Here is a 12,476-nt window from a genome sequence, read left to right as displayed (position 1 = left end):
GGAGAAATACTTGCCGAACAGATGCCTTATCAATAGGCTCAGCCTGCAATACAGGTGAGCGGTTTTGCAGAAACGGATCAATAGTAACTGATGTATAAATATAGAAAGATTCATTACCGGAATTGGGAGCATTTACGACGCTCTCGTACCGATTTATATCCAGATATACAACCTTATACGTTCCCGGTGAATTGTACGTATGCTCAAACGTGTATACGTTGCGGTAGGTATCGCCCGAGGCAAGCAGCTGTTTGCTATTAACCACACGCGGTATTGCATTGTCACCGACGGCACACGTATTATCACCAAAGTAAATCGCCGCCGTAGGAGCATCGGCAGCAGGGCCACCGGTAGGTCGTTCAACAGCCGTATATAGAACCAGCGTAAAGAATATGTGACGCGGATTGTTCGGGTCAGTTCGGGACTGAATATCACCGGCTCGCAAGTGCGTGGCCTGTGCCACCGTTGTGCACCCCAGCCAGCCAATCAACAAGAATAGGCCGGCCAGCCACTGCTGTACAGCACGATTACGTAAGGGAATACTCATATACTCAGCGGCTTTGAAGGCGGGAGAACAGGCGGAAAGGAAGGTCAGCAAAAACCGGTCAGGAACCTAACAAAAAAAGCGGTGGGCGGTTATAATCCAGCGCAAAGTACTAACGGAGTTGGCGCGGGATAGATTCACTAGAACGCGCTTCCCTTATCTAGATTGTTTCCTGTTTGGTTGGGGGCTACCTTTGGCCGTCATACCGACCTACCCAAACCCCTTTAGTAGCTCTCTATGAGTTGGATTTCAAAAACCTTTTCCAGCAGCATCGGCCGCAAAATCATCATGGCCGTAACCGGCCTGTTCCTCTGCTCTTTCCTGGTAGTTCACTTGGTGGGCAACCTGCAGCTTTTCAAGGCCGATAATGGCGTGGCATTCAATGCCTATTCTGAGTTCATGGGCCATAACCCTATCATTCGCACACTGGAAATAGTGCTGGTGCTGGGTTTTGGTTTCCACATCTACGAAGGCCTAGCGCTGGCTGCTAAAAACCGCGCCGCCCGCGGTGGCCAGGGCTACGTTTCCAACCACATTGAGCAAAACAGCTCTTGGCACTCGCGCAGCATGGCTATGCTGGGCTCCATTGTGCTGTTCTTCCTGATTGTGCACCTCTACAACTTCTTTGGTTCGCTGCGTTTCACGGACGTACCGCGTGATGCCAACGGGAACGAGGATGCTTACGCGCTGGTTCTGGAAGCATTCCACAACCCCATCTACGTAGCGTTGTACGTGGTAGCCCAGTTTGCCCTGCTCTATCACTTGCTGCACGGCTTCAGCAGCGCCTTCCAGACGCTGGGCCTCACGCACCGCAAGTACACGCCCGCCGTGAAGTTTGTAGGCTATGCTTTCTCCATCATCGTGTGCGCTGCTTTTGCCGCCATGCCGCTCTACTTCTACTTCGTCAAGTAATTCCTAAACTCGACAGCCGATGTTTCCGGATTCCAAAATTCCCGAAGGCCCGTTGGCCGAAAAGTGGGACAAGCATAAGTTTAATGTTAAGCTCGTAAACCCCGCCAACAAGCGGAAATACGACGTTATCGTAGTTGGCACCGGCCTAGCCGGCGCTTCGGCTGCGGCTTCCCTGGCCGAGCTGGGCTACAACGTGAAGGCCTTCACGTACCACGACTCGCCCCGCCGCGCGCACTCCATTGCCGCGCAGGGTGGTATCAACGCTGCCAAAAACTACCAGAACGACGGGGACTCGGTGTTCCGCCTGTTCTATGACACCATCAAGGGCGGTGACTACCGCGCCCGGGAAGCCAACGTGTACCGGCTGGCCCAGGTATCGGTAAACATCATCGACCAGTGCGTGGCCCAGGGTGTGCCCTTCGCCCGCGAGTACGGCGGACTGCTGGCCAACCGCTCGTTCGGGGGTGCCCAGGTAAGCCGCACGTTCTACGCCCGCGGCCAAACCGGACAGCAGTTGCTGCTGGGTGCCTACTCGGCCCTCTCGCGCCAGGTGGCGTACGGCAAAGTGAAGCTCTACACCCGTTCCGAAATGCTGGACGTGGTGGTAGTTGACGGCCAGGCCCGCGGCATTATCACCCGCAACCTCATCAACGGCGAAATTGAGCAGCACTCGGCCCACGCCGTGGTGCTGGCCACCGGTGGTTACGGCAACGTGTTCTACCTGAGCACCAACGCGAAGTATTGCAACGTAACCGCTCCGTGGCGGGCCCACAAAAAGGGCGCTTACTTCGCCAACCCCTGCTTCACGCAGATTCACCCCACCTGTATCCCGGTTTCGGGCGACTACCAGTCGAAGCTGACGCTGATGTCGGAGTCGCTGCGCAACGACGGGCGCGTATGGGTACCGGCCTCAAAGGAAACCGCTGAGCGCCTGCGCGCCGGCCAGATTCGGGTGCAGGACATTCCGGAGGAGGAGCGTGACTACTTCCTGGAGCGCAAATACCCGGCTTTCGGTAACCTGGTACCCCGCGACGTGGCGTCGCGGAACGCCAAGCAAATGTGCGACGAGGGTCGTGGCGTGGGCTCGTCGGGCCTGGCTGTGTATCTCGACTTCGCCGATGCCATCAAGCGCAACGGGGCCGAGTGGGTAAGCCAGAAGTACGGTAACCTGTTCGATATGTACGCCAAAATCACCGGCGAAAATCCCTACGAGCAGCCCATGCGCATTTACCCGGCCGTGCACTACACCATGGGTGGCCTCTGGGTAGATTACAACCTGCAAACCACCATTCCCGGCTTGTACGCTACCGGTGAGTGTAACTTCTCCGACCACGGTGCCAACCGCCTTGGCGCTTCGGCGCTGATGCAGGGACTGGCCGATGGGTACTTCGTAATTCCTTACACCATTGGGGATTACTTGGCTCAGACTCCGCCCAAACCGGTTACTACCGACCACCCCGCTTTCAAAGAAGCGGAGGCGGAGGTACGGGCCCGTATTCAGAAGCTGATGAGCATCAACGGTACGCGCACTCCCGATGATTTCCACAAGGCCCTGGGCCACATCATGTGGGAATACTGCGGCATGGCACGTACGGCTGAAGGCCTGCAGCACGCGAAAAAGGAGATTCAGAAGCTGCGCAAGGAGTTCTGGAGCGACCTGAAGCTGGTAGGCACTGAAGCTGAGATGAACCAGGCCCTGGAGAAAGCCGGCCGCGTAGCCGACTTCCTGGAGCTGGGCGAGCTGATGGTAGATGATGCCTACAACCGCAACGAAAGCTGCGGTGGTCACTTCCGCGAGGAATACCAGACGCCCGAAGGTGAAGCCCTGCGTGACGATGAGAACTACGCGTATGTAGCTGCCTGGCAGTACGTGGGCGAAAACCAGCCCGAAATCCTGAACAAGGAGGAGCTGAAGTTTGAAAACGTGAAGCTCACGCAGCGTAGCTACAAGTAGTAGTGAGTAGTGGGTAGCGAGAATTTCCTTGCTCAATACCCACCCTTTCTCACTACCTAATACTCACTACTCAATACTCTCAACATACAATGGCTGGAAGTAACCCCAATGCCAAACCGATGAATCTGACGCTGAAGGTGTGGCGGCAGAAGAATCGTAACACCCAAGGCGCCATCGTAGATTACCAGGTAAAGGACATTTCGCCCGATATGTCGTTCCTGGAAATGCTGGATGTGCTGAACGAAGACCTGCTGCGCAAAGGCGAGGAGCCGGTTGCCTTCGACCACGACTGCCGCGAAGGCATCTGCGGCTCGTGCAACCTGTTCATCAACGGCCGCGCCCATGGCCCCGAGGCGGGCACTACTACCTGCCAGCTGCACATGCGTAAGTTCAGCGACGGTGATACCATCACCATTGAACCCTGGCGCGCTGCGGCTTTCCCCGTAAACAAAGACCTGAGCGTGGACCGCTCAGCCTTCGACCGGATTATTCAGGCCGGTGGCTACGTATCGGTGAACACCGGTGGTACCCCCGACGCCAACGAAATTCCGATTCCGAAGGAAATTGCCGACCGTGCTTTCGAAGCTGCTACCTGCATTGGTTGCGGTGCCTGCGTGGCCTCGTGCAAAAATGCCTCAGCTATGCTGTTCGTATCGGCCAAGGTGAGCCAGTTGGCGTTGCTGCCCCAGGGCCACGTGGAGCGCAAAACCCGCGTGGAAAACATGGTAGCCCAGATGGACAAGGAAGGCTTTGGTGCCTGCACCAACATTGGTAGCTGCGCCGCTGAGTGCCCCGTGGGCATTTCGCTGGAAAACATTGCCATCCTGAACCACGAATTCCTGGCTGCCAAGGCAACTTCCAATAACCTGGCGTAAGGTTTCGGGGTTATACCCTAGGATTTCTCAGAAGGCGAAGCGGATTTCCGTTTCGCCTTCTTGTTTTTCAGTAACCTTGCTGCCGGCTAGTGCTACCATTGGCCCGCTGTTTCCTACTTATCTCCCGCATGGTAACCATTATTGCCGGCACCAACCGCCCCAACTCCCGCGCCCGGCGCGTAGCCGACCTATACCTGAACATGCTAGCTGCCCAGGGCGTGGAAGCCCAGATTCTGGACTTGCTGCAGCTTCCGCTGGATTTCACTACTACGGCTCTATACCACAATACCGGGCAGCATCCGGAGTTCAACCAGCTAGTGCGCATGGCGGAGCAGGCCGAGAAGCTGGTTTTTGTAGTGCCAGAGTACAACTGCTCATTCCCGGGCGTGCTCAAATCCTTCATCGACGGCCTGCCCTACCCTGGCGGCATTCGGGGTAAAAAAGCAGCGTTGGTGGGCCTGAGCACGGGCACCCAGGGCGGTGTACTGGCCCTGAATCACCTTACCGACGTGCTTATGTACCTTGGCACGGCTGTGCTTCCCCAGCGGGTCCGGCTGCCACTCATTGATAAGTACTTAGCCGAAGACGGTACCCTCTCGGAGCCGCTGTACCAGCAGTTGCTGCAGGAGCAAACGGAACAGCTCATCGGTTTCTGATGCGCGTTTTTTGTCGATTTCTGGCCGATTACTGCTGATTGCGCCCTAACTTGCGGCCGCATTGTTGAGTTGGTGGCCTGTAGGATGACCCGCGTTTTCGCCTTTTTCCTGTGTACCCTGGTGGTGCTCCAGACGTTTAGTCGGGAGTTGCTGGTACTGGATTATCAGGCCCGTAAAGCGGAAATTACGCAGCTGTTCTGCGTGAACAAAGACAAGCCCCGGCTGCATTGCAACGGCAAGTGCCACCTAAGTAAACAACTGCGCAAAGCCTCCGACGCTGATAGTAAAGCTCCGGCCGGCGGCTTTGCCAAAGTGAAGTATGAGGTGCTGGCTCCGCAGCCGCACTTTGTGCCGCAGCCGCTGCAGGTGGCCTTTGCCCCGGTGCGGCAGTTTGCGCCCCGCATAGCCAGCTGCTACGCCTTTTCGCCGGTATTCGGTGTGTTTCACCCGCCCGCAGCCTAGCTGATTTCTGGAAGTACCCGGCCCTATAGGGGCTGAGGTTTGCCGTTGGCCCTCCTCCTGCCGGAGTGGCCGGAGCGGCTGTATTCTCCTGTTTTCAGCTTTTGGCTTTTTCCCGATGAAATTTCGCTCGTTTACTTTCCTGTTTGTTGCCTCTCTTGCCACCCTGTTCAGCGCCTGCAAAGACGACGCTGACAGCGTAACTCCTGCTATCGGCCCCCTCGATATTGAAATGGACCACTTGGTAGGCAACACGCCGCTTACCCTCAACACCAGCACGTATACCACGCCGCTGGGCCAGCAGTTCACCGTTTCTACCTTCAACTACTACCTCTCCAACATCAAGCTCAAAAAGGCCGATGGCACTGAATACGCTGAGCCGGAGAGCTACCACTTGGTAAAAGAATCGGACGCCAAAACCAAAATGTTCACGCTGACGGACGTACCGGCCGGCGACTACACCAGTCTCACGTTCACCATTGGCGTTGACAGCACCCGGAACGTATCGGGGGCGCAAACCGGCGCGCTTGACCCGACTAATGGCATGTTCTGGACGTGGAACTCCGGCTACATTTTTACCAAGCTGGAGGGTTCGTCGCCGCAGGCTGGCGGCAACAAGCAGCTGGTGTTCCACATCGGGGGCTTCAAGAAGCCCAACAACACCATTCGCACGGTGTCGCCGAGCCTGAACGGAGCCACCATTCAGATCCGGAAGGACCGCACACCGGCTGTACACCTGCAGGCCGACGTGTTGAAGATGTTTACGGGCCCGAACCCCGTTGATTTCAGCACGCTCTCGAACACAATGGGCGGGGCCAACTCGGTGAAAGTGGCTGACAATCAGGCTGCGGGTATGTTCCGCGTCGACCACGTGCACGCCAACTAGGCAGCGGCATGCTGCGCTTTGCAATGGTTCGGCTGGTTCTGTTTGGGCTGGCCGGACTGGGGCTGGCCGCCTGCGCCCCCGAGGCGGAAGTGGCGCCAGCCTGGGAAGTGCCCGGTACCACGGTACCGGCCAACTTTCCGGCTCCGGTGTACGGTATCGAGCAGAATGCGCCCACCCGTGAGGCGTTTGAGCTGGGCCGCACCTTGTTTTATGACCCGCGCCTGTCGCGCACGGGCGACATTTCCTGCGGCAGCTGCCACCAGCAGTTTGTGGCCTTTGCCCACCAGGACCACCGCGTGAGCCACGGTGTGGACAACCTGCTGGGTAACCGCAACGCCCCAGCCCTGCAGAATTTGCGGTGGCGCAGCGAGTTTTTGTGGGATGGTGGGGCCAAAAACCTCGAAACCATGCCGCTGGCTCCCATTACCAACCCGGTGGAGATGGACGAAACGCTGGAAAATATTCTGCGCAAACTGAATGCCGATGCCCGCTACCCGCAGCAGTTTGCGCGGGTGTACGGGCCGGGCCCCATCACCTCACAGCAGTTTTTGAAGGCCTTGGCCCAGTTCACGGCTTCGCTCACCAGCAGCAACTCCCGATACGACCAGTACTCCCGGCACGAAAAGGACGTGATACTATCAGCTTCGGAGCTACGGGGACTGGTTGTAATGCGCCAGAAATGCGGTTCTTGTCACGCGGGAGAGTTGTTTACCGACGAAACCTACCGCAACAACGGCTTGGACCGCACCTTCGCCGCTGACTCGGGGCGGGCCCATATTACGGGCCGGCCGCAGGATGTGGGCCGCTTCAAGGTACCCAGCTTGCGCAATGTGGCTCTTACTCCACCCTACATGCACGATGGGCGCTTCCGCACGCTGCGAGAAGTGCTCGACCACTACAGCAGCGGTATGGTAGAATCAGCCACGCTGGACCAGCAATTCCGCCGTACTGCCGGCGGGCCGGGTATTTCCCTTACGGAGAATGAAAAGGTGGATTTGCTGGACTTCCTGCAGACCCTCACCGACACAGATTTTGTTACGGACAAGCGGCTGGCCGAAAGCCAGTAATTGCTCTCATCATTGCCTCTGCGCCATCTCGCGCGGTTTGCAACCCGATAAAGTAATTTGAATTGTGCTTTCGGGCAGCAAACCGCGCACGGGCGCAGCGTGGGCACACTTTCAACCATGAAAAAAACTCTTCTTCTGGTAATACCGCTGCTGTTGCTGGCCGTGGCGGGCCGGGCCTGTGACATCTGCGGGTGTTTTATGGGCATCACTCCCTACGATAACCAGAGTGGCTTTGCCCTGATGCACCGCTACCGGGTTTTCAATGGGTACCAGAGCTATGGCCAGCAGCCGCAGTTCTTTCCGGCCGGGGCCCGACCGTTCATTTCCCGTCCCCTTAACCACGTGGACGAAGGTTTTCGCCACTCACACAAAGGCGACCCAAGTGACTATGAGATTTACCGAGTGGTGGAGCTGCGGGGCAAATACTTTTTGAGCAAGCGCCTGGAGTTGAACGCATTTTTGCCCTACGTGATGAATTCGGCGCGGGCCAACGGGGCCACCCTAAACCTGGCCGGCATCGGCGACGCAACGGTATTTGCGGGCTTCCATCTAATTCGGGCCATTGAAACGGCCGGGGTGCAGAGCCGCCTGATTGTAGGCGGCGGCGCCAAACTGCCCACTGGCAATTACCAGCGGCGCAATACCCTGGGCCGCCGCTACCCTACGCTCAACCAACCCGGCACCGGCACCACCGATGGATTTGTGTATGCCAACTACATCGGCAGCTTTCGTAATGTGGGGCTGAGCCTAAACAGCAGCTACCGTCGGGCCACGCGCAACACTTTTGAGGAAAGCTTAGCCCCGAGCAGCACCACGTTTGCCAACCTGTTTTACCGCGTGGCGCTGGGTGCCGGCAATCAGTGGCAATTGTATCCCTCAGCCCAGTTTTTCTACGAGAAGACCAAAGGCGAAACCTTCGAGGGCCAGCTTACCGGCGAGCATGCCATGAACAATGCCCTCTTGGGGCCGGGGCTGGATGTGTACTATAAGAACTTCTCGTTGAACACCAGCTTTCAACTACCCGTGTACACTGCCTCCACCGACCACCCCGCCAGCGCAGGCCGTATGGTTGTATCGGTTGGGTACAGCTTCAAACAAACCAAGTATCTGTTACGCTAGTAGCCTAAGCCGCCGGTAGGCTGTCATTCGGGTAGTGGCTTCAGAATGACAGCCTACCGGCTGGTTTACAGGTTGCGGAGCGGCTGACCCTGCTGCCGCAGCCAGCGGCGGTGTTTGGGCTCCCCTATCACCTGTGCGCCGTAGATACCCTGGTGCCCCGAGAACAGATAGCTGGTTACGCAGGCTAGCCCGACATATAGCCCACAGCCGCTCCCGAACAGCTCCATGGCCATCAGGGTGCAGGCTAGCGGGGTATTGGCAGCCCCGGCAAAAACGGCTACAAACCCCATACCGGCCAGCAGTGGCAGCGGCAATGGCACAAACAGCCCCAGGGCATTACCCAGCGCTGCCCCAATGAAAAATAAGGGTGTCACCTCGCCTCCCTTGAAACCCGTTCCCAGTGTCAGGGCCGTCAGCAGGAGCTTCAGGGCAAAGGCGTACGGCGGCAAAGGTCCCTGGAAAGCTGCCACAATGGTCGGAACGCCCAGCCCGATATAATCGGTAGTGCCTAGCAGCCATACCAGCACGGCCAGCACGGCCCCACCTACTACCGGCCGCAGGGGCGGCCAGGTAATCCAGCTCTTCGCGGCATTCCCAACCAAGTGCGTGGCGGCGGCAAACGTGCGGGCTACTACCCCGAATACCAACCCAGCCCCCACGGCCAGCAACAGATGCTGCAAAGTCGTAGCCGGGGGCAGCAGTACTGGGTAGGCGGTGTGCCCCACTCCCCAAGCTCGGGTTACCAAATCGGCTCCGGCGGCGGCCAGAAACGCGGGCAGTAGCGCGTGGTACCGGATTCGGCCCAGCAAAAAGACCTCCAGCCCAAACACCGCTCCAGCCAGCGGAGTACCAAATACAGAAGCAAACCCCGCACTGACGCCCGCAATCAGCAGAACCGGCCGTTCCCGGGCACGCAGCCGCAGCCAGCCCGGCAGTTGGTCGGCCAAGGCACCGCCCATTTGCACGGCGGTACCCTCCCGCCCCGCCGATCCACCAAACAAGTGCGTCAGTAGCGTACCCAGTAGCACCAGCGGCACCATCCGCAGCGGCACTTTAACCCGGGGCTGATGAATGGCATCAAGGATGAGGTTGTTGCCGGCTTCCACGCTGCGGCCCTGATAGTAGTACAAACTACCCACCAGCAGCCCGCCCACCGGTAGCAGCGCAATTATCCAGCGGTGCGCCTCCCGCCAGGCAGTTACCCACTCCAGCGCCACCAGAAAACCGGCCGAAGCAGTGCCCGCCAGCACCGCCACCGCAGCGGCCAGGGCTACCCATCGGGCCAGGTACAGCAGCTGTATCCGGTATTCGGCAAGCAATGCCGCTAAGCGAAGCTTCATAGAGAGCAATGACTGATGCGCCGGCCAAAAATACGCGGCGGCGGGTTACCAGGAACTGGCAGCCCAACGGGCACTGTTCAGGCGGAACTTGTATCTTCAAGCAGGACTTTGTTTCGCTTCGGTATGCTGCAGCTGTTCCCACGCTTTCGTACGGTTTTCCTATTGCTACCGACGGCGTTGGCTTGGCTGGCGGGCTGCGGCGACAAAAGCCCCACCGGTGAGCAAAACCCGGTGGTCACCACGCCCTACCCGTTGACGCTGCCGGCCAACCTGCCCCAGAACGCCACGGTGCCTTCTGATAACCCGCTGACGGTCGAGGGCGTGGACCTAGGCCGGAAGTTGTTCTACGAGGTGCAGCTTTCCGGTAATGGCACCCAATCGTGCGGGAGTTGCCACCAGCAGAGCCGGGCTTTTACCGATGCCCAGGTCCGGGCCATCGGGGCCGACGGCCGGCCGCATCCGCGCAATACCATGTCGCTGGTGAACCTGCTCTGGGAGAAAACGCTCACGTGGGACGGCGCAGCTACCTCACTGGAAACCCAGGCCCGCATTCCTATTGAAAACCCCGTGGAAATGCACCAGTCTTTGGCCGATGGTGTGCGCAGGCTGCAGAAAACCGAACTCTACCCTCCTCTGTTTCAAAAGGCCTTTGGCAGTAGCACTATCACGGAGGATAATGTGCTGAAAGCCCTGGCCCAGTTTGAGCGCACCCTCATTTCGGCCAATTCCCGCTACGACCGGTACCTGCGCAAAGAGATTTCCTTGTCGCCAACGGAGCGGGCCGGCGCGGCGCTGTTCAACAACCACCCGGGCGAGGTCAGCGGCATTTACATCCGGGGCGGAGCCTGTCATCACTGCCACATCAGCGAGAACGGCCTGTTCACCTCCCCCGATTTTTTCAACAACGGCCTCGACGCCACCTTTACCGACCTTGGCCGGGGAGGCGTAACCGGCGTGGCGGCCGACCGGGGCAAGTTTAAAGCGCCCAGCCTCCGGAATATTGCTCAAACGGCACCATACATGCACGACGGCCGCTTCCAGACCCTGGAACAGGTACTGGACCACTACAACGAGCATATACAAGTAAGCAGCCCCGGCGTCGACCCCAATGTGCTGTTGTCGAACACTCCTAACGGTACCCGCCTCGACCTCACCACGCAGGAGAAAACCCAGCTCGTTGCTTTCCTGAAAACACTCACCGACTCCACTTTCCTCACCGACAAGCGTTTTTCGGACCCATTCCGGCAGTAGCTTCCAAAAATCAGTAGGTTTGGCGGCTCATCCTTTCGCTACGTGCTGCTTCGTTCTTCTTCTACTTCCCGATTTGGTCCTGCGTCGCCTGCCGCTACGTATTTGCCGGCCTTCACCGGTATACGGGCAGTGGCGGCGTACTTGGTGTACCTGCACCATTTCAATCCCTTCGCCAGCAAGCCGGGTTTGGCTCCTTTGGCGGCACTGGTGATGGAATTTCACGTGGGCGTACCCATCTTCTTTGTGCTGAGTGGCTTCCTGATTACGCTCCGCTACGCCGCACTGCCGCTGATGCAGCCCCGGCAGTGGGTGTGCTACCTGCGCAACCGGTGGGCGCGCATCTACCCCGTCTACCTGTTACTGACGCTGCTCACGTACGCCGTTTCCCGGCAGCAGGGCACGTTTTATCTGCCAGAGCTACTTCAAAGCCTGACGCTTACGCAAGCCTTTTTTGATCAAACCAAGTACATCGGCATTGCGCAGGCTTGGTCCCTCACGGTTGAGGAATGCTTCTACCTGCTGGCTCCGTTGGTCTTTGTGCTAGCCCGGCGGTTTCCCCGGTTAGTGTGGGCGCAGCCGTTCGGTTTGCTGGGGCTGGGCATTGCTCTAGTAGTCGTGTGCGCGCCATACTACACAGCACTGCACGGTCTGTTCGGCAATTTTAAGTTTATGCTGCTGTTCACCTTCCTAGGCCGCTGTTTCGAGTTCTATGCGGGTATCCAGTTAGCGATTCTCTACCAGCAACGGCTGTTACCTACCGGCAGCCACCGGCGCCTGCGTACTCTGTCGGGCTTAGCCATCATGGGAACCTGCGTAGCCGGAATGGTGCTGATAAAAGGCGGCTACACCTACGGACAGGAGCACCCGCTGGGCGTAGTCCTGAACAATGTAGCACTGCCCGGCGGTATACTCGTATTCTTCATGGGCCTGTTAACAGAAGAGACAAGGCTGCGCCAGTTGCTATCTATCCCACTGCTCCAAACGCTTGGCAAAAGCTCGTACGTTTTCTACCTGATCCACATGGGCGTGGTACACAACTGGCTGGCCACTCATATCACCGCCAACGGGTTCCTTCTCTTTGGTCTTCTGATAGTCTTGGCTGTTCTCATTCACTATGGTATTGAAGAACCACTGAACCGCCGGCTACGCTCCTACTCTAACCTCTCCCCTGCCTCATGAAAATCCTAATATCATTCCTACTGGCCTCGTCGTTACTGGCCAGTTGCACCCTGCGTCCTCGTCCTGGCAACGGCCGCACCCTCAGCCCCGACCACGAAGCCGCCAACCCTGACCATTGGCCCCAAGACACCGTTCCGGCCGACTCAGTAGCTCCGTCCGTTCATTAAATATACTCAACAAAAAGCCCCGACGATTTCTCGCCGGGGCTTTTTGTTGAGTAGAACCTCATGAGGA

12 protein-coding genes are annotated in these 12,476 nt (G+C 58.1%); 11 read left to right on the top strand and 1 reads right to left on the bottom strand.

Features of this window, described 5'->3' with window-relative positions; all coding sequences use genetic code 11:
• Positions 1–781: 781 nt before the first annotated feature.
• The 8 genes from LF252_RS01810 (at position 782) to LF252_RS01775 (ending at position 8,472) form a co-directional block, all read left to right on the top strand.
• Positions 782–1,456 carry a succinate dehydrogenase cytochrome b subunit gene (locus LF252_RS01810; protein WP_226266743.1) on the top strand — a complete coding sequence of 225 codons (675 nt, stop codon included), beginning with the start codon at positions 782–784 and terminating at the stop codon, positions 1,454–1,456.
• A 19-nt stretch (positions 1,457–1,475) separates the two neighbouring features.
• Complete coding sequence (locus tag LF252_RS01805; protein WP_226266741.1) at positions 1,476–3,410, top strand: fumarate reductase/succinate dehydrogenase flavoprotein subunit; 1,935 nt, start codon at positions 1,476–1,478, stop codon at positions 3,408–3,410.
• Positions 3,411–3,529: 119 nt separating this feature from the next.
• Complete coding sequence (locus tag LF252_RS01800; RefSeq protein ID WP_226268701.1) at positions 3,530–4,285, top strand: succinate dehydrogenase/fumarate reductase iron-sulfur subunit; 756 nt, start codon at positions 3,530–3,532, stop codon at positions 4,283–4,285.
• A gap of 128 nt (positions 4,286–4,413) precedes the next feature.
• On the top strand, positions 4,414–4,941 hold the full coding sequence (locus LF252_RS01795; protein ID WP_226266738.1) for an NADPH-dependent FMN reductase: 528 nt from the start codon (positions 4,414–4,416) through the stop codon (positions 4,939–4,941).
• 84 nt (positions 4,942–5,025) lie between these two features.
• The gene (locus LF252_RS01790; protein WP_226266736.1) at positions 5,026–5,403 is read left to right on the top strand and encodes a hypothetical protein; all 378 of its coding nucleotides are present in this window, start codon (positions 5,026–5,028) and stop codon (positions 5,401–5,403) included.
• Positions 5,404–5,518: 115 nt separating this feature from the next.
• On the top strand, positions 5,519–6,286 hold the full coding sequence (locus LF252_RS01785) for an MbnP family protein (RefSeq protein WP_226266735.1): 768 nt from the start codon (positions 5,519–5,521) through the stop codon (positions 6,284–6,286).
• Between the two features lie 8 nt (positions 6,287–6,294).
• Positions 6,295–7,353, top strand: coding sequence for a cytochrome-c peroxidase (locus tag LF252_RS01780; RefSeq protein ID WP_226266733.1), 1,059 nt, complete (start codon positions 6,295–6,297; stop codon positions 7,351–7,353).
• A gap of 117 nt (positions 7,354–7,470) precedes the next feature.
• A complete protein-coding gene (locus tag LF252_RS01775; RefSeq protein WP_226266731.1) occupies positions 7,471–8,472 on the top strand; it encodes a transporter in 1,002 nt (333 codons plus the stop codon).
• A 65-nt stretch (positions 8,473–8,537) separates the two neighbouring features.
• On the opposite strand, the gene LF252_RS01770 is transcribed toward LF252_RS01775, so the two are convergent.
• Positions 8,538–9,812, bottom strand: coding sequence for a chloride channel protein (locus LF252_RS01770; protein ID WP_226266729.1), 1,275 nt, complete (start codon positions 9,810–9,812; stop codon positions 8,538–8,540).
• Between the two features lie 123 nt (positions 9,813–9,935).
• On the opposite strand from LF252_RS01770, the gene LF252_RS01765 reads away from it, so the two are divergent.
• From LF252_RS01765 to LF252_RS01755, 3 genes are read left to right on the top strand one after another with little or no spacing between them, the layout of a single operon-like run.
• The gene (locus tag LF252_RS01765; RefSeq protein WP_226266727.1) at positions 9,936–11,063 is read left to right on the top strand and encodes a cytochrome-c peroxidase; all 1,128 of its coding nucleotides are present in this window, start codon (positions 9,936–9,938) and stop codon (positions 11,061–11,063) included.
• 42 nt (positions 11,064–11,105) lie between these two features.
• Positions 11,106–12,242: an acyltransferase family protein gene (locus LF252_RS01760; protein ID WP_226266725.1), complete on the top strand. Its 1,137-nt coding sequence runs from the start codon at positions 11,106–11,108 to the stop codon at positions 12,240–12,242.
• Positions 12,239–12,409: a hypothetical protein gene (locus tag LF252_RS01755; RefSeq protein ID WP_226266723.1), complete on the top strand. Its 171-nt coding sequence runs from the start codon at positions 12,239–12,241 to the stop codon at positions 12,407–12,409. The genes LF252_RS01760 and LF252_RS01755 overlap by 4 nt, the downstream gene beginning before the upstream one ends.
• Positions 12,410–12,476: the final 67 nt, after the last annotated feature.

The organism is Hymenobacter pini, from assembly GCF_020421205.1.
In the GTDB taxonomy this organism is placed as follows: Bacteria; Bacteroidota; Bacteroidia; order Cytophagales; family Hymenobacteraceae; genus Hymenobacter; species Hymenobacter pini.
The sequence above is the reverse complement of the archived record's forward strand: the minus strand, read 5'-3'. Positions and strand labels throughout refer to the sequence as shown.